The following is a 17,031-nucleotide window of genomic DNA, read 5'->3' on the forward strand; positions in this document are numbered from 1 at the left end:
TAACTAGGAGGCGATATGGCAGCAATAACCTTTCACCTAGACGTGGTAAGCGCCGAGAAGAAAATCTTCTCTGGTCGTGTTGAAACGTTTCAGGTGACCGGTAGCGAAGGTGAACTTGGTATTTTCCATGGTCACACACCGCTGCTGACCGCTATCAAGCCTGGTATGGTGCGTATTGTGAAACAGCACGGCCACGAAGAAATTATTTATGTTTCTGGTGGTATGGTAGAGATTCAGCCTGGTACAGCGACTGTACTAGCTGATACAGCTATCCGTGGTGAAGAGCTAGACGCAGCGAAGGCAGAAGAAGCCAAACGCCGCGCTGAGGAGCAAATCCAGAATCAGCATGGTGACATGGACTTCGCACAAGCGGCCAGTGAACTGGCTAAAGCCATTGCTCAGCTACGAGTTATCGAGCTGACAAAAAAGCGTCGCTAAGCTCAATTAGCAACGTTGCATGAAAAAAGGCGGCCAATTGGTCGCCTTTTTGATTAATTTTAGTTGGAAATTTACCTTACTCCATTAACTATTTTAAAAGAGCTGTTTAAAATAACGGCCAATTAACATAAAACGTCAATAGGTTATCAATGAAATTCAGTGCTGTGATTCTTGCAGCGGGTAAAGGTACCCGTATGCATTCGAACATGCCTAAGGTGCTACACACTTTGGCAGGTAAGCCAATGGCAAAACATGTGATTGATACATGTACAGGTCTAGGTGCACAAAATATCCACTTGGTCTTTGGCCACGGTGGTGATCAAATGCAAACCACTCTTGCAGAAGAGCCTGTAAATTGGGTGCTTCAAGCGGAGCAGTTAGGGACAGGTCATGCGGTTGATCAAGCGTCTCCGAAGTTTGAAGACGATGAAAAAGTACTGGTGCTTTACGGTGATGTTCCACTGATTTCAGCTGAAACGATTGAAAACCTATTAGATGCACAGCCAACAGGCGGTATTGCACTACTAACAGTGATTCTAGATAACCCGACAGGCTACGGTCGTATTATCCGTAAGAATGGTCCTGTTGTGGCGATCGTTGAGCAAAAAGATGCAACAGAAGAACAAAAACAAATTAAAGAGATCAACACTGGCGTGATGGTTGCGACTGGTGGGGATCTTAAGCGTTGGTTGTCTGGCTTAAACAACAACAACGCACAAGGCGAATACTACCTAACTGACGTTATTGCAGCTGCACACGATGAAGGTCGTGCCGTTGAGGCAGTACACCCAGTCAATGCCATTGAGGTGGAAGGGGTCAACGACCGCGCACAGCTTGCTCGTCTAGAGCGTGCTTTCCAGTCAATGCAAGCTCAGAAACTACTAGAGCAAGGTGTCATGCTACGCGATCCAGCACGCTTTGATTTGCGTGGTGAGTTACAGTGCGGTATGGACTGTGAAATCGACGTGAATGTTATCATCGAAGGTAAAGTTTCACTGGGTGATAACGTGGTTATCGGTGCGGGTTGTGTACTGAAAGATTGTGAAATCGACGACAACACCATCGTTCGCCCTTACAGTGTGATTGAAGGTGCAACGGTTGGTGAAGAATGTACGGTTGGTCCATTTACTCGCCTTCGTCCTGGTGCTGAAATGCGTAACGATTCCCATGTGGGTAACTTCGTTGAAGTGAAAAATGCGCGCATCGGAGAAGGTTCAAAAGCGAACCACCTAACTTACTTAGGTGATGCAGAGATCGGTCAACGTACTAACATCGGCGCAGGTACTATCACTTGTAACTACGATGGTGCGAACAAGTTTAAAACCATCATCGGTAATGATGTTTTTGTTGGTTCTGATAGCCAGCTGGTGGCGCCTGTCACTATCGCTGATGGCGCAACCATCGGTGCAGGCACGACACTAACAAAAGATGTTGAAGAAGGTGAGTTAGTAATTACTCGCGTCAAAGAGCGCAAAATTACTGGCTGGCAGCGTCCTGTAAAACAGAAATAAGCATTACCTACACTCTGTCTCTATATTGTCAAAGCCGCTCAACAAGAGCGGCTTTGTTGTTTCTAGCTAAGGCTTCATCGCTAGTAGCTAGGAATGGCAATACGTTTTTCGAGCCAACGAACGGCTTGAGATACAAATAGGATGAGCAACAAGTACTCCAAAACGAGGAAGGTATAAATCTCTAAGGGTAAGTACTCATTCACCACCAGCTCATTAGCACGGCGAGTGAGATCGCTTAAACCAATAACGCTGACTAAAGAACTCATCTTGAGAATGTAGACAAATTGATTACCCAGTGGTGGGAGAATTTGCCGAAATGCTTGGGGAAGAATTACCAGGCGCATCTTTTGCCAATAGCTTAAGCCCAAAGATTCAGCCGCTTCATGTTGGCCACGGCTGATAGCTTGTATCCCACCGCGAAACACTTCCGCCATAAACGCACTCTCAGCGATAGTCAGTGCAATAACACCCGCCCAAAAGTGATTGAGTGAGACATCCAATAGTGTAGGCATGCCGTAATACACCCAAAGTAGTAAGACTAAAACTGGCACTGAACGGATCACCTCGACATAAATACGGTTTATCCACTTCAGAGAGGCAGAGTCCGACAGAGCGGGTAACGCAACGATCAGGCCCAAGCTCATCGCAAATAACATACTGAGGAGTGATACCTGAATGGTGTCATTAAACCCAGCGATTAAAAACTTTAGATTGGTGAGCCCTTGATCCGTCGAAGGGTCAAGTACATACCAGCCCCATTGATAATCTGAACAACCAGTGAGTAATAGCAATGAAAACAGCCATAGAGTTCGAAACGTCACATTTACTCCCTGAATTAACTAAAAAACTTCCTTTGTTGCTGCTATGTTATCAGTAGAGCTCTAATAAAGGTTAATTATTAAACCGTATAAGGTCATTATTTTTAAGGGAATAAAAATGAGAAAGATTTTACTAGTGCTAGGAATGTGTTTGCTTGCTGCGACTCAAGTCGCTCACGCTGAAAGCCGTCTTCAATCCATTTTAGACAATGGCGTACTCCGAGTTGGAACGACGGGAGATTGGAATCCGATGACGATGAAAGACCCTGCGACAAACAGTTATCGTGGCTTCGATATCGATGTAACAACAGAACTTGCTAAAGATCTCGGTGTAAAAGTGGAGTATGTTCCCACGGATTGGAAGACGCTAGTTAATGGCATTACCGCCAACAAATACGATATTACTGGCAGCGCATCTCTGAACATGTCTCGCGCGAAAGTAGCTGGATATAGCCAGCCATATTTCTACCTTGCCTTTGTACCTGTGGTGCAAAAGAAAGATCTCGCCAAATTCTCTGATTGGGCGGATTTTAATAAACCAGAAGTAAAAGTCGCGGCGACGTTAGGTACGGTACAAGAAAAAATGGTGAAAGAGTTCTTCCCGTCTGCTCAGCATATTGTTATTGAAGCGCCAGCGCGCGACTTCCAAGAACTACTAGCTCGCAGGGCCGATGTATCGGTGACGTCCAATGTGGAAGCAGCGACGTTGGTGGACAAGTTTAAACAGTTGGCGATAGTGCCAGTGACCGCACCGCGTAAACCAACCCCAATTGCTATGTTGTTGCCGCAAGACGATCAAGTATGGATTAATTACATCAATCACTGGGTAGAGTTGAAAAAGACTCAAGGCTTTTTTAAGCAGACTGCCAATAAATGGGGGTTGAAAAGCTTATAAACAGAAAGAGCCGCATTGCGCGGCTCTTTTTATTATCTGAACGATTAAAGTTCGTCTTCACTCACGACTCGGGCGTTGTCAGGAGTCGTAAAGTGCTTGGATAATTCGCGATTCGACAGAATGTATCCCATCCACAGCCCACCCATACAGATGATGATTGCGATGCCAGTAACCATCTGAGCTTGGCTTGCCATTGCGGCTACCAATGCACTTGAGAAGCTACTTACACAGATTTGCAGGCTGTTTTGCAGACCTGCTGCTGTTGCAGGGCTCTGTTGTGCGCTGGCCAGTGCACGGTTTACCACGATTGGGTACAGTGCGCCGTTAGCAACGGCAATCAAACAGAATGGCGCAAGAATAGGCCAAATCGATGACAGCTCCCACTGTGAAGCAATGAAAATCATTAATGCCGCGACACTAAATAGGCCAATCAGTTGGCGCAGAACCTTTTCATCACCAAATTTTCGAACGCCTACTTTACCTAAGTAGCCACCAGCCATAAACGCGATAGTTTGTGGGATAAAGCTCAAACCAATATCTTTTGCTTCGTAGCCCAGTTGCGCCATGATTTCTGGCATCCCAGTTAGGTAAGCAAAGAATGCAGCTGAAGCCGTCGCAAACATAAACACGTTGCCAAGGTATTTTTTAGAACTCAGCAGCGCTTTGATGTCGGCAGACATACTGGTTTGTTTTATTTCTGCTTTCTCGTCTTTTTGTGCCATGGTCGCAAAGACCAAGAAGACACCAACCAGTGTTAGCGTAATAAAGATACTGTGCCAGCCGAAGTTATCTGCCAACACAACCCCTAATTGAGGTGCTAGTGCTGGTGATAGCGCGACGAGTGGCATGATTGTCGCAAAAATTTGTTGGCTACTGCTTGAGTAGCGTTTAATGACCATAGCTTGCCAGATCACGGCTGGTGCACACACACCGATAGCTTGGATAAAGCGCAGTGTGAGTAGTTGCCATACTTGATCACAGAAAGCCAAACCGAATGACGCGATAGTAAATAGCACCAACCCGGCTGCGAGTGTATTACGATGGCCAAATTTATCGGATGCCAATCCCCACATTAGCTGGCCAATCGCCATACCAACGAGGAATACCGTTAAAGAGAGCGCAATTTGCTCAGGGCCTGTTGCAAAGTCGATTTCCATCGCTTTGAATGCTGGCAGATACATATCGGTAGCAACGAAGCCAAGCATCGATAATGCTGCCAGATAAATGAGCTGTAGTTTTGAGATTTTCATGATTCAACCAGTCAAATTATTTAATCATTTTTTAATCAACATCAGTTGGCGCCAACCCTGATTTATTTACCTTATTATTCTATTTTTCGATTTTGAGAAAATAAAACGCTAAAATTGTTGGTTATCAATCAAATTTTTTGAAAGGTTAAATCATGTTCTCTAAAGCGTCTTTGGAAATGCTGGATACGGTTGCCCGTTTAGGCAGTTTCACCGCTGCGGCTGAGGTATTGCATAAAGTCCCCTCAGCCATCAGCTATGGAGTAAGGCAGGTCGAGCAAGATTTAGATGTGGTGCTGTTTCGACGTTTACCAAGGAAAGTCGAGCTAACTCCAGCGGGTGAACTTTTTATGGCCGAGGCGCGCTCTTTGCTGCGTCAAATGGAAGAGGTGAAAGCACAAACGCGGCGAGCGGCTCAAGGATGGAAAAGCACGTTAAAGCTGACCTTAGATAACGTGGTGAAGTTAGAAAAACTCAAACCTTTGGTGGAAGATTTCTATCGCGAGTTTGAATTTGCTGAATTGCAGATCAATATGGAGGTCTTCAATGGTTCTTGGGAAGCCATAGCACAAGGTCGAGCCGACATTGTCGTTGGCGCGACATCTGCGGTTCCCGTTGGGGGAGATTTTGAAGTCAAAGATATGGGCGTATTAGATTGGGCATTTGTAATGTCACCCGCTCATCCTTGCGTTAGACAACAAGTGCTTACTGAAGAGTTTGTGAGTCAATTTCCGGCGATCTGTCTTGATGATACTTCGAACGTGCTGCCAAAACGCCATACTGGCCATTATCCGCAACAGCGCCGATTATTATTGCCCAATTGGTATAGTGCGATTGAATGTTTAAAAAATGGGGTGGGCGTGGGTTACATGCCACGTCATATTGCAACACCCTTAATCAATGATGGTGTGCTGGTGGAGAAGGTCATGCCGGATGATAAACCGCTCAGTCACTGCTGCTTAGTATGGCGCAAAGATGATAATCATAAATTGATCCAGTGGATGGTGGACTATCTTGGGTCGCCTAATCAGCTACATAAAGATTGGTTACAGTCATAAAAAACACCTCGCATTAGCGAGGTGTTTTCATTGATATGTTTGAAATGTGGCGTTTTATGACAAGAAAAACTTATATGATGGGTTGTCTGTCTCGTCTTTGCATTGATAGCCAAGTTCACGTAAATGTGCAGAAAACTGAGCTAAATCGCTTTCATCTAACTCGAAACCACATAAAACGCGTCCGTAGTCAGCGCCGTGGTTACGGTAGTTGAACAAACTGATATTCCAGTGTGTGCCGAGTGTGCTTAAGAACTTAAGTAGCGCCCCAGGGTACTCTGGGAATTCAAAGCTGTAGAGGCGCTCTTTGAGTTGCTTCGATGGCTTACCACCAATCATGTAGCGCACGTGCAGTTTCGCCATTTCATCATCAGAGAGGTCAACCACAGGGTAGCCACCATCACGTAAGTCGCGAATGATATGTTCTAGCTCTTCCTGACCGCCTTGCAAACGCACACCGACAAAGATATTTGCCAATGCGTCATCGTTGTAGCGGTAGTTAAACTCTGTCACGGCACGGCCGCCAATGAGATTACAGAACTCAAAGAAAGCACCTTGACGCTCAGGGATGGTGACGGCAAGCAGACCTTCACGTTTTTCACCAAGCTCGCAGCGTTCAGAAACATAACGCAGACCGTGGAAGTTGGTGTTTGCGCCAGACAATACCGTACCTAGGTTTTTGTCTTTCAGCTTGTTCTGTTCAGCAAACTTCTTCAAACCCGCCAGAGCAAGCGCGCCAGAAGGCTCTGCAATCGCACGGGTGTCTTCAAAGATGTCTTTTACTGCTGCGCAGATTTCATCGCTAGAGACGGCAATATGGCCATCAATGTACTTTTGGCATAGACGAAACGTCTCTTCACCAATGCGTTTTACTGCAACGCCATCGGCAAACATGCTGACCTGGTCTAATACTACTGGTTCACCTGCATCCAATGCCGCTTTGAGGCATGAAGAATCTTCTGGCTCGACCGCAATCACTTTGATTTCTGGCATGAGCTGCTTCACAAGTACCGCAACACCCGCAGCCAAACCGCCACCACCGACAGGGACGAAAATGTAATCAAGGTGACCATTTTGCTGCAGCATTTCCATGCCGATGGTGCCTTGACCTGCAATCACCAGTGGGTGATCGAACGGTGGGACAAAGGTGTACCCGTTTAACTCGGATAGACGCTCTGCCTCGGCTTTGGCCTCATCAAAGTTACTGCCGTGCAGCACCACATTGCCACCGAAGCCACGTACCGCATCGACTTTGATGTCTGGTGTGGTTTTGGGCATCACGATGGTGGTCTTGATGCCTAGCTTAGTACCAGAGAGCGCCATGCCTTGAGCGTGGTTACCTGCCGATGCTGCAATGACACCAGCGGCTTTTTGTGCTTCAGATAAACTCGCCACCATGTTGTATGCACCGCGCAATTTGAACGAGTGTACGGGTTGGCGATCTTCACGCTTGATCTGCACGTTATTCCCGATACGTGCAGATAAACGAGGCATTTCTTGCAGTGGCGTCACTGTTGCTACTTCATAAACAGGTGCGCGAAGGATTTGGCGCAGATAATCTGCGCCAGTTTGGTTCACTTGTTTTTCGGGTTGAGCTTCCATCATTGCTAGCCCTCTAGCTTCGACTTGTCTCGTACTGCACCCTTGTCAGCACTGGTTGCCATACTCGCGTACGCTTTGAGTGCAAAGGAAACTTCACGTTGGCGGTCAACTGGTTTCCAGCCTAGTTCGTCTTGTTTTGCACGGCGCTCAGCAAGTTCTTGTTCAGACACTTGGAGTGAAATTGAACGGTTTGGAATATCAATTGCGATCATATCGCCTTCTTTTACCAGGCCAATTGCACCGCCGTTTGCTGCTTCAGGAGAGGCGTGACCGATTGACAGACCTGATGTGCCGCCAGAGAAACGGCCGTCAGTCAGAAGTGCACACTCTTTGCCAAGGCCCATCGATTTTAGATAAGTGGTTGGGTAAAGCATTTCTTGCATGCCCGGACCACCTTTAGGGCCTTCGTAACGGATAACAACCACGTCGCCTGCTTTTACTTTGCCACCCAAGATGCCTTCTACGGCGTCTTCTTGGCTTTCGAAAACTACGGCTGGGCCAGTGAATTTATGAATGCTCTCATCCACACCAGCAGTCTTAACGATACAACCATCTAATGCGATGTTGCCTGATAGAACGGCTAGGCCACCTTCTTGGCTAAAGGCATGATCGATAGTACGAATACAACCTTCCGCACGGTCGTCATCAAGGCGATCCCAGCGGCAATCTTGTGAGAACGCTTGAGTAGTACGAATACCCGCAGGACCTGCGCGGTAGAACTTAAGTACTTCTTCGTCTTCAGTTTGGATGATGTCGTATTTCGCCAGCTGCTCTTTCATCGAAAGGCCAAGCACGGTGCGCGCATCATTGTGTAGAAGACCTGCACGATCTAACTCACCAAGAATCGCCATGACGCCACCTGCGCGGTGTACGTCTTCCATGTGATATTTCTGGGTAGATGGTGCCACTTTACATAGGTGTGGTACTTGACGTGATAGGCGATCGATATCTTCCATATCGAAATCCACTTCACCTTCTTGCGCCGCGGCAAGTAGGTGCAGAATGGTGTTGGTTGAACCGCCCATTGCGATGTCCAGTGCCATTGCGTTTTCGAACGCATCAAACGTAGCGATGTTGCGCGGCAGTGCTGATTCGTCATCTTGCTCGTAGTAACGACGAGTCAGTTCAACGATACGACGACCTGCATTAAGGAACAGTTGTTCACGGTCAGCGTGCGTTGCCAGCATAGAACCGTTACCTGGTTGAGAAAGACCCAGTGCTTCCGTTAGACAGTTCATTGAGTTTGCAGTGAACATGCCTGAACACGATCCACACGTTGGACATGCGCTGCGTTCGATCTGCTCGCTTTGCTCATCAGACACTTTTGGATCCGCGCCTTGGATCATTGCATCTACAAGGTCTAGTTTGATGATCTGATCAGAAAGCTTGGTTTTACCCGCTTCCATTGGACCACCAGAAACAAAGATAACAGGGATGTTAAGACGCATAGATGCCATCAACATTCCTGGAGTGATTTTGTCACAGTTAGAGATACATACCATGGCATCGGCACAGTGCGCGTTGACCATGTATTCTACTGAGTCTGCGATCAGTTCGCGTGAAGGCAGTGAGTACAGCATGCCGCCGTGACCCATTGCGATACCATCATCAACCGCGATGGTGTTGAATTCTTTCGCAATACCGCCAGCTTTTTCGATTTCGCGTGCTACAAGCTGACCCATGTCTTTCAGGTGTACGTGACCCGGAACAAATTGAGTAAACGAGTTTACAACGGCGATGATTGGTTTACCGAAGTCTTCTTCTTTCACACCCGTTGCACGCCACAGTGCTCGTGCACCCGCCATGTTACGACCATGTGTGGTGGTAGCTGATCTATATTTTGGCATTTCCTAATCCTTCTTACTTCTGTTCTGGGTACACATAGTCTAACCAGCCCCACTTATCTTCCGTGGTGCCGTCAAATAGGCCAAAGTAGGCTGCTTGTAGTTCTTTAGTGATAGGGCCGCGCTTACCAGTGCCCACTTCAATCTTGTCGATGGTTGCCACTGGTACAATCTCAGCCGCAGTACCTGTCATGAAGACTTCATCGGCAAGGTAAAGGGCTTCACGAGCAATGTTCGCTTCACGTACTTCGTAGCCTTTATCGCGTGCAATTGTCATGATCGAGTCGCGAGTGATGCCCGGTAGAATCGCGCTAGTTGCTGGTGGTGTGGTGATTACGCCATCTTTGATAACGAAGATGTTTTCACCAGCCCCTTCCGATAGGTAACCATCTACGCTTAGCGCAATACCTTCGTCGTAACCGTGACGACGCGCTTCACCACCAACCAATAGTGAAGATAGGTAGTTACCGCCTGCTTTAGCTGCAGTTGGGATGGTGTTTGGCGCAGCGCGGTTCCAGCTTGAAATCATCGCATCGACACCTTTTTCTAGCGCTTCTTCGCCTAAGTAAGAGCCCCAAGGAAATGCTGCAATGATTAGATCCATCTCAGTGCCAACTGGTGGACATACGCCTAAGCCAACATTACCGACAAAACCCAATGGACGAATGTAAGCGCTGTCGAGTTTGTTTTGGCGCAGTGTTTCGCGGGTCGCTTCCATGATTTCTTCTACAGAGAAAGGGATCGGAAAGCGGTAAATCTTGGCAGAATCTTTTAGACGTTGTGCATGCTCACGGTGACGGAAGACAATTGGGCCTTTTGGTGTGTTGTAACAGCGCACGCCTTCAAACACGGATGTACCATAGTGCATTGCGTGAGTCAGAACGTGAACGTTCGCCTCTGCCCATGGAACCATCTCACCATTAAACCAAATGAAATCTGCAGTTTTCGTTGCCATTTGTTGCCTTCCTTATGCACTTACGTGTTGTTGTAAGTTGTGATTTGGCAGTTCATCGTTGCGGATTTTTAGCACCTCAACCTTACGAACGTCCCACAACTTCTCTATTTGATTGATCAAAAACGAGATTGGTCGATCGCTGTCGACGATGATCTCGACGCTGGCTACTTTGCTTTCGTGGTTTTGCGTAGCAGCGACTTGTTTGATCACGAAGCCTCGGTGACGAATCACACGTAGAACGCGCTCCAACAGTACCGGTTTGTCATCGGCTTTGATGTCGAGTAAATATCTGTCCATGCGATTGTCTCCTATGTATTTTCCAACATATCACTGTTTGATGCGCCAGGTGGCACCAATGGCCACACGTTTTCTTCTTCATCAATCAAAACGTGAAGCATGTAAGAAGTTTCACTCGCTAGCATCTCTTTGAGAGCAGGTTCGACTTCTTCTTTCTTGGTGATGGTTTTGCCCGGGATATCGAACGCTTTTGCTAACATCACGAAATCTGGGTTGTCATCAAGAATGGTTTCACTGTGGCGACCGTCAAAGAACAATGACTGCCATTGGCGAACCATGCCAAGACGTTGGTTATTAAGAAGGACAATCTTCACTGGAATCTGACGACGCTTCAGCGTGCCCAATTCCTGAACGTTCATCATAAATGAACCGTCACCTGTAATAAGGATAGACTGATCATCAGGACGTGCGACTGCAGCACCCATCGCCGCTGGCAAGCCAAAGCCCATGGTGCCAAGGCCAGCAGAAGTGATGAAATTTTGTGGTTCGCGTGGCTGGATATGTTGCGCTGCCCACATCTGGTGCTGACCGACGTCGGTCGAGACAATTGAGCTATCTGGCATCATGTCAGACAGCTGTTTAAGCAATAGCGGTGCGTAGATTAACTCGCCCGGGTGGTCGTAACGCCACTTAAAGCCGCTGCGCAGACTTTCACTGTGATGAACCCACGGTGAGATATCTTGAGTCAGCTCTAGCTGAGGAAGAATGGTGTTGATGTCGCCACGTAATGGTGCGTTGGCGTGGCGCAGTTTATGAATCTCCGCAGCATCAATGTCGATATGAATCACTTTCGCATTTGGTGCAAACGTGTCGAGCTTACCCGTCACACGGTCATCAAAGCGCGCGCCAACCACGATCAATAGATCGGCTTCTTGAACCACTAGGTTAGCGGCTTTGGTGCCGTGCATACCCAACATACCAAGATAGTGAGGATCATGGCGTTCAATGGTACCGAGGCCTTTTAATGTGCTAACTGCAGGCATTGGGTTTAAGCGAAGAAATTCGCGTACTGCATCGGTTGCTTTCGCAAGTTGCACGCCACCACCAACATACAACACTGGGCGAGTAGATGCTGCCAGCACATCTTGCGCACGTTTGATATCTTCAGCGCTGACATCTTCGATTGCTGGTGCTATGTATGGAGGAAGAAGGTCTGTGGGTGCTTGAGCGAGTTGAACGTCTTTGGCGATATCGACAATGACTGGACCCGGACGACCGGTTTTTGCGACCTCAAAGGCTTCGGCAAGTGTCGGAGCTAGATCTTCAATTTCGGTCACGAGATAGCTGTGCTTAGTACAGGCTAGGGACATTCCGATCACATCCATTTCTTGGAATGCATCGGTACCGATATGAGAGCTAGCTACCTGGCCTGTGATGGCAACTAGAGGTACGGAGTCAAGGAAAGCGTCGGCAAGGCCGGTAACAAGGTTAGTGGCTCCTGGGCCGGAAGTTGCCATGCACACAGCAACGTCTTGAGTGGAACGAGCCATCCCGATAGCTGCCATAGCGGCCCCTTGCTCGTGACGGCATAGGATGTGTTCCACCCCACCGTCATACAAAGCATCATAGATTGGCATGATGGCCCCGCCGGGGTAGCCAAAAACGGTTTCGATGCCTTGCTGTCTTAAAGCGGCTACGACAAGTTGTGCACCAGTCATCGTAAACCTCCTTTGCTACGTTGTGGCTCGTAGCGATTGCCATATTTATTGCACTTCATGTGCACTCCCATTCTTCCCGTTAAACTGTCCGAGGGTTAGACAGATGACAACTTGTAGTTGTAAAAAAACCCCCGGACTTTTCAGTGCGGGGGTTTTTTGTAATTTGTGGTTACCTTTCGCCCACAATACCCCGCGCGGTGCCAATAATGACCACGATAATCAGGGCTAGCAGTGCGTTGATATGAGCGAAAAGATTCATCTGTCTGTCGTTCTTTTTTCGTTAAAAAATGTTGTGTAATGTTCTACGAAATTGTTTGCGTCATTAGTGGTATCACACAATTCCGCTGCATGACAAGCAAAAAGTCATTCTTTTTTCACATTAACTCTCAATTGGGACGCGGTATATAACATAACCAACTAGATAAAACATTTGTTTACAGAGTGTTCAAAAAAATTGAGGAACGTATGGGGCTGGCAATCATTCATAGTCGAGCAAGCGTCGGGGTGCAAGCGCCATCGGTTAGTGTAGAAGTTCATATCAGCAACGGCATGCCAGGGTTTACCTTAGTAGGCTTGCCAGAGACAACGGTAAAAGAGTCCAAAGATCGCGTACGCAGTGCGATCATTAATTCTAACTTTCAATTTCCTGCTAAGCGGATCACCGTGAACTTGGCTCCGGCAGATCTACCCAAGGAGGGAGGACGTTTTGATCTTCCTATAGCATTGGGAATTTTGGCCGCTTCGGAGCAAATCGCGACAGATAAGCTCAAAAACTACGAATTTGTTGGTGAGTTAGCACTATCTGGTGGTCTGAGACCTGTAAAAGGTGTGCTGCCTGCTGCGCTGGAAGCTATTAAGATTCAACGTCATTTGGTCGTCCCACATGTGAATGGCGATCAGGCGGCGCTGGTGGGGAAGGAACAACATAAATCGGCCCAATCATTACTGGAAGTATGTGCCGAGCTTTGTGGTCAACATCGACTGAATCTTTTTCAAACGCCTAAGCGAAAAACGATCGAAAAACATGGTCGAGACTTACAAGATATTATTGGCCAACAACAAGGTAAGCGAGCACTGGAGATTGCTGCCGCTGGAAACCACAACTTACTTTTCCTTGGCCCGCCAGGTACTGGAAAAACGATGTTGGCTTCGCGTTTGTGTGACTTATTACCGGAAATGAGTGACGAAGAAGCAATGGAAACCGCTTCGGTGGCATCGTTGACTCAGAGTGAAATTAATGAGCATAACTGGAAGTCGCGTCCGTTTCGTTCTCCGCATCATTCAAGTTCAATGGCGGCATTAGTCGGCGGTGGTTCGGTACCCAGACCAGGGGAGATCTCTTTAGCCCACAACGGGTTATTGTTTCTCGATGAAATGCCCGAATTTGATCGTAAAGTTCTGGACTCGTTACGCGAACCGCTCGAATCTGGCGAGATCATTATCTCTCGAGCGCAAGGTAAAACACGCTTTCCGGCTCGTTTCCAATTAGTTGGAGCATTGAACCCAAGCCCGACAGGATATTACGAAGGCAATCAAGCGCGCACCAATCCACAAGCTATTTTGCGCTACCTTGGTCGATTATCTGGACCACTGTTAGATCGCTTTGATATGTCTTTAGAAATCCCAGCTTTGCCCAAAGGGACATTAGCAGAAGGTGGTGATCGCGGTGAGCCGACTGCTATCGTAAAAGCGCGTGTGAGCCATGCGCGTAACAATATGCTAAACCGCAGTGGTAAGGTCAATGCACTGCTAGGTAGTCGAGAAATTGAGGCGTTTTGTCCCTTGCACAAGAGTGATGCTGAGTTTCTTGAAACCGCTTTGCACCGTTTAGGACTCTCGATTCGTGCGTATCATCGTATTATCAAAGTGGCGCGAACAATCGCCGATTTGGATGGGGCGGAGCAAATTGAACGAACGCACTTGGCCGAGGCACTTGGGTATCGAGCGATGGACCGTTTACTGAAACAGCTTACGGCGCAAGCGGTATAGACAGCAAAGTGTCATCGCAACAAGTGTTGTAAGCACCTTGTTGCGATGAAGGACGTTAGAAGGTGTAGTTGAGACCAAGCGACAATAGGTACTCTTTCTCCTCATAAAACGTGATATTCGAGTCAGTTTGGCTATAGCCGGCTAAAGAAATGAACGACCAGTCTTGCCAGTCAAATACGTTTTGATATTCGTAGGCCGCAAATAGGCTGATGGTGTCGTCATTTCGTGTTTTAGCAAAAGTTTGGCTAGCGGCTTGATAGTCTTTCCATGCATAACCCGCTGTGAGGGCCAATCGATGGCGGTTGATAAATTTAAACCAGCTAATGTCAAATCCGTACGAATCAAATGACTCCGCTTTACCGTCGGCATCTTGATTGATGTAGGTGAAAGCGGGTTGCAACATAGACGTTTGGTTGAGTGGAATGCGATAGTCGCCTTTGACATAGTAAAGGTTAGCATCGCGAGCAAGTGAGCGGTCTGTCACTTCCTCCTGCTCGATGTCTTTATCAGCATAAGCAAGATCAAGGTTGAAGTTCTTATCAATTAACCCTTTGATCTGAAAGCGATACGCATTGCCGTCAACATCCGTCTCTTTACGTGCGGTTCCTACTTGATAAGGGTTGCGCCAAGTTTCGCCTTTGAGTACCGTCGGCAGATAGGAAACATCGAGCACGGTGCCAGATTGTAGCTCGTGTTGATAGCCCAACTGAAAAGCGAGTGTACCTACCGCGACATCTGAGCGTGTGGTACCGGCGTAAACTTGGTGGTTGAGTCGGCTACCAAAGGTGTATGTCACACTCCCTAGCGGTGCAGCGATAACAGAACTGTCACTATCGGCACGCTTATCGAGAGAATCGATGGTGTTACTATTTTCTGTATTGAAATTGGATTCTGATGATATGAATCCGGCATTCAGCGAAATTTCACCGCCAAAACCTGCGGTTTCAGCGAGTTGAGCCTGAGCAGAACTGACGACAAAGGCCAAAGGCAAGATAAGTAGCCTTGGTTTCATTCGTTATCTCCTTGTTGTCGAATGAGTGGTGCACATATTGGTTACGGTAACAAATCTGACCATTCCCACGCATGTTCCAATGTGGCAAAGGCGCAGTATAATTACACGCTGTTTTATTCTTCACACATTATCACTGTTGTTTGACTATCATGTTGGCATATTTGTTATTTTTTTTTAACGCTTCTTTTGTGATTCTCAATTCTGCGGTTTGTTCACTCGCAATTTGTGTTATCGCTGTATTTAAAATATTGCTTCCTGGCGTAAAGCTAAAAGCGATAGCGACCGCTTGTGCCAATAAGGTGATGTGGTTATGGGCTACCGTTAATGCGTGCATTCTGGCGGTATCTAACCGCGTTGAGTGGGATGTTCAGGGCGGTGAAGCGCTTAAAAAAGACGGGTGGTATCTGCTGATCAGTAACCATCTCAGTTGGACAGATATTGTTGTGCTTTGCTGCGTGTTTAAAGACCGTATTCCCATGCCGAAGTTTTTCCTCAAGCAACAACTGCTGTATGTGCCTTTCATCGGGATGGCGTGTTGGGCGCTCGACATGCCATTTATGCGTCGCTATTCGCGAGAGTATCTGATCCGCAATCCTCATAAGCGAGGTCAAGATTTAGAAACGACACGTCGCTCGTGCGCTAAGTTCAAACACAGTCCAACCACAGTGGTTAACTATGTCGAAGGAACTCGATTTACCGAAGAAAAGCAGCGTAAGAGTAAAGCAAACTATCAATATTTGCTGCAACCAAAATCGGGCGGGATTGCGTACACGTTAGCGGCGATGGGGGAACAGTTCGAGAGCATTATCGACGTTACGTTGGCGTACCCAGAAAATACGCATAAACCGTTCAAGGATTTATTGATGGGTCGCATGAGCAAGGTGGTTGTGCGTGTGAATGTGTTACCCGTTGATGAACGAGTGCTCGGTGATTACTTCAACGATAAGCCCTATAAGCGGCAATTTCAGCAATGGTTGGGTGATGTGTGGCAAGAAAAAGATCGGTTACTACAAGAGATTTACAAATAAACAAAAGGGGAGCGACGTGCTCCCCTTTTGATTGATATCGATGTGCTTATTTTAGTGTCAGCAAGTAGTTCACCAGAGAGAAGTACTCATCCATCGTTTTGATGCTTTGTGCTTGAACTAGGTATTTGTTGTTAACGATAACCGCAGGAACGCCGGTTAGACCGCTGTTTTCAAATTGCTTGTCCATACGGCGAACCATTGAATCAACCGCGAAGCCTTTGAATGCAGAATCGAATTTTTTCGCGTCTACACCTTCATCAAGGAAGATTTGACGAAGTTCTTCATCATTACGTGGCGCCTTCTTTAGATTGTGGATGCGGTTAAACATCACTGGCACCATTTTGTCTTCCACTTTTAATGCAACCATCGTTGCGTAGGCTTTGCTCATTGATGGGCCCATGTTGCCACCCATGAAAGAAACGTGGTTTTTTAATAGCTTAGTACCTTCTGGCAACTGCTTTTTCAGTTGCTGGATAACTGGTTCAAAGCTATTACAGTGCGGGCAGTAGAAAGAGAAAAACTCCGTCACAAGAGGTTTTTTTGATGCCTCAAGATCCAATACTTTGTAATGTTCACCTTCTTTGAATTGCGCTGCATGTGCCGACAGGCTTAATATCAGCATAGAAAACAGTGCGAACAGTTTTTTCATCGAAATATCTCCATTTTTGAATTTTTGGCCTGA

The 17,031-nt window shown here is 47.1% G+C and carries 15 protein-coding genes; 6 read left to right on the plus strand and 9 right to left on the minus strand.

Annotated elements, in window-relative coordinates:
- Nucleotides 1-15 precede the first annotated feature (15 nt).
- Both R7P64_RS21595 and glmU read left to right on the plus strand, forming a co-directional pair.
- Nucleotides 16-438: a F0F1 ATP synthase subunit epsilon gene (locus R7P64_RS21595; RefSeq protein WP_005378937.1), complete on the plus strand. Its 423-nt coding sequence runs from the start codon at nt 16-18 to the stop codon at nt 436-438.
- 149 nt (nt 439-587) lie between these two features.
- Nucleotides 588-1,949, plus strand: coding sequence for a bifunctional UDP-N-acetylglucosamine diphosphorylase/glucosamine-1-phosphate N-acetyltransferase GlmU (gene glmU / locus R7P64_RS21600; RefSeq protein WP_053304044.1), 1,362 nt, complete (start codon nt 588-590; stop codon nt 1,947-1,949).
- 80 nt (nt 1,950-2,029) lie between these two features.
- Here glmU and R7P64_RS21605 read toward each other — a convergent pair whose 3' ends face one another.
- Nucleotides 2,030-2,770, minus strand: a complete 741-nt coding sequence (locus R7P64_RS21605; protein ID WP_005383852.1) for an amino acid ABC transporter permease — start codon at nt 2,768-2,770, stop codon at nt 2,030-2,032.
- A 115-nt stretch (nt 2,771-2,885) separates the two neighbouring features.
- Between R7P64_RS21605 and R7P64_RS21610 the strand changes: the two genes are divergently transcribed.
- Entirely contained in the window at nt 2,886-3,662 is a 777-nt protein-coding gene (locus R7P64_RS21610) for a transporter substrate-binding domain-containing protein (RefSeq protein ID WP_213907440.1), read from the plus strand.
- A 44-nt stretch (nt 3,663-3,706) separates the two neighbouring features.
- Here the strand turns inward: R7P64_RS21610 and punC are convergent, their stop codons facing one another.
- Nucleotides 3,707-4,912 carry a purine nucleoside transporter PunC gene (gene punC / locus R7P64_RS21615; RefSeq protein WP_005378946.1) on the minus strand — a complete coding sequence of 402 codons (1,206 nt, stop codon included), beginning with the start codon at nt 4,910-4,912 and terminating at the stop codon, nt 3,707-3,709.
- Between the two features lie 152 nt (nt 4,913-5,064).
- Here punC and punR point away from each other — a divergent pair, with 152 nt between their 5' ends.
- The gene (punR, locus tag R7P64_RS21620) at nt 5,065-5,967 is read left to right on the plus strand and encodes a DNA-binding transcriptional activator PunR (RefSeq protein WP_017821565.1); all 903 of its coding nucleotides are present in this window, start codon (nt 5,065-5,067) and stop codon (nt 5,965-5,967) included.
- A gap of 54 nt (nt 5,968-6,021) precedes the next feature.
- On the opposite strand, the gene ilvA is transcribed toward punR, so the two are convergent.
- From ilvA to ilvG, 5 genes are read right to left on the minus strand one after another with little or no spacing between them, the layout of a single operon-like run.
- Nucleotides 6,022-7,569 (minus strand): threonine ammonia-lyase, biosynthetic, encoded by a 1,548-nt coding sequence (gene ilvA / locus R7P64_RS21625; protein ID WP_213973536.1) that lies wholly within the window; start codon nt 7,567-7,569, stop codon nt 6,022-6,024.
- Between the two features lie 2 nt (nt 7,570-7,571).
- Nucleotides 7,572-9,413 carry a dihydroxy-acid dehydratase gene (gene ilvD, locus R7P64_RS21630; protein ID WP_005383859.1) on the minus strand — a complete coding sequence of 614 codons (1,842 nt, stop codon included), beginning with the start codon at nt 9,411-9,413 and terminating at the stop codon, nt 7,572-7,574.
- Between the two features lie 13 nt (nt 9,414-9,426).
- The gene (gene ilvE / locus R7P64_RS21635; RefSeq protein WP_005378953.1) at nt 9,427-10,365 is read right to left on the minus strand and encodes a branched-chain-amino-acid transaminase; all 939 of its coding nucleotides are present in this window, start codon (nt 10,363-10,365) and stop codon (nt 9,427-9,429) included.
- Between the two features lie 12 nt (nt 10,366-10,377).
- Nucleotides 10,378-10,662: an acetolactate synthase 2 small subunit gene (ilvM, locus tag R7P64_RS21640; protein WP_005378958.1), complete on the minus strand. Its 285-nt coding sequence runs from the start codon at nt 10,660-10,662 to the stop codon at nt 10,378-10,380.
- Nucleotides 10,663-10,673: 11 nt separating this feature from the next.
- Nucleotides 10,674-12,320, minus strand: coding sequence for an acetolactate synthase 2 catalytic subunit (gene ilvG, locus R7P64_RS21645; protein WP_005378960.1), 1,647 nt, complete (start codon nt 12,318-12,320; stop codon nt 10,674-10,676).
- Nucleotides 12,321-12,785: 465 nt separating this feature from the next.
- Between ilvG and R7P64_RS21650 the strand changes: the two genes are divergently transcribed.
- Nucleotides 12,786-14,309 (plus strand): YifB family Mg chelatase-like AAA ATPase, encoded by a 1,524-nt coding sequence (locus tag R7P64_RS21650; RefSeq protein WP_262591890.1) that lies wholly within the window; start codon nt 12,786-12,788, stop codon nt 14,307-14,309.
- A gap of 55 nt (nt 14,310-14,364) precedes the next feature.
- Here the strand turns inward: R7P64_RS21650 and R7P64_RS21655 are convergent, their stop codons facing one another.
- Complete coding sequence (locus R7P64_RS21655) at nt 14,365-15,321, minus strand: DUF2860 domain-containing protein (RefSeq protein ID WP_285400266.1); 957 nt, start codon at nt 15,319-15,321, stop codon at nt 14,365-14,367.
- 149 nt (nt 15,322-15,470) lie between these two features.
- On the opposite strand from R7P64_RS21655, the gene R7P64_RS21660 reads away from it, so the two are divergent.
- A complete protein-coding gene (locus tag R7P64_RS21660) occupies nt 15,471-16,349 on the plus strand; it encodes an acyltransferase (RefSeq protein ID WP_137282462.1) in 879 nt (292 codons plus the stop codon).
- Between the two features lie 46 nt (nt 16,350-16,395).
- Here the strand turns inward: R7P64_RS21660 and R7P64_RS21665 are convergent, their stop codons facing one another.
- Nucleotides 16,396-16,998 (minus strand): thiol:disulfide interchange protein DsbA/DsbL, encoded by a 603-nt coding sequence (locus R7P64_RS21665; RefSeq protein ID WP_033906582.1) that lies wholly within the window; start codon nt 16,996-16,998, stop codon nt 16,396-16,398.
- Nucleotides 16,999-17,031: the final 33 nt, after the last annotated feature.

Source organism: Vibrio sp. 2304 (genome assembly GCF_033339475.1).
Lineage (GTDB): Bacteria > Pseudomonadota > Gammaproteobacteria > Enterobacterales > Vibrionaceae > Vibrio > Vibrio alginolyticus.

What these genes read in the sequence shown, in the direction of transcription:
- R7P64_RS21665 (WP_033906582.1), bottom strand. Translation starts at nt 16,998, where the DNA reads ATGAAAAAACTGTTCGCACTGTTTTCTATGCTGATATTAAGCCTGTCG.
- R7P64_RS21655 (WP_285400266.1), bottom strand. Translation starts at nt 15,321, where the DNA reads ATGAAACCAAGGCTACTTATCTTGCCTTTGGCCTTTGTCGTCAGTTCT.
- punR (WP_017821565.1), top strand. Translation starts at nt 5,065, where the DNA reads ATGTTCTCTAAAGCGTCTTTGGAAATGCTGGATACGGTTGCCCGTTTA.
- punC (WP_005378946.1), bottom strand. Translation starts at nt 4,912, where the DNA reads ATGAAAATCTCAAAACTACAGCTCATTTATCTGGCAGCATTATCGATG.
- ilvD (WP_005383859.1), bottom strand. Translation starts at nt 9,413, where the DNA reads ATGCCAAAATATAGATCAGCTACCACCACACATGGTCGTAACATGGCG.
- ilvA (WP_213973536.1), bottom strand. Translation starts at nt 7,569, where the DNA reads ATGATGGAAGCTCAACCCGAAAAACAAGTGAACCAAACTGGCGCAGAT.
- R7P64_RS21595 (WP_005378937.1), top strand. Translation starts at nt 16, where the DNA reads ATGGCAGCAATAACCTTTCACCTAGACGTGGTAAGCGCCGAGAAGAAA.
- ilvE (WP_005378953.1), bottom strand. Translation starts at nt 10,365, where the DNA reads ATGGCAACGAAAACTGCAGATTTCATTTGGTTTAATGGTGAGATGGTT.
- R7P64_RS21610 (WP_213907440.1), top strand. Translation starts at nt 2,886, where the DNA reads ATGAGAAAGATTTTACTAGTGCTAGGAATGTGTTTGCTTGCTGCGACT.
- ilvG (WP_005378960.1), bottom strand. Translation starts at nt 12,320, where the DNA reads ATGACTGGTGCACAACTTGTCGTAGCCGCTTTAAGACAGCAAGGCATC.
- R7P64_RS21660 (WP_137282462.1), top strand. Translation starts at nt 15,471, where the DNA reads ATGTTGGCATATTTGTTATTTTTTTTTAACGCTTCTTTTGTGATTCTC.
- ilvM (WP_005378958.1), bottom strand. Translation starts at nt 10,662, where the DNA reads ATGGACAGATATTTACTCGACATCAAAGCCGATGACAAACCGGTACTG.
- glmU (WP_053304044.1), top strand. Translation starts at nt 588, where the DNA reads ATGAAATTCAGTGCTGTGATTCTTGCAGCGGGTAAAGGTACCCGTATG.
- R7P64_RS21650 (WP_262591890.1), top strand. Translation starts at nt 12,786, where the DNA reads ATGGGGCTGGCAATCATTCATAGTCGAGCAAGCGTCGGGGTGCAAGCG.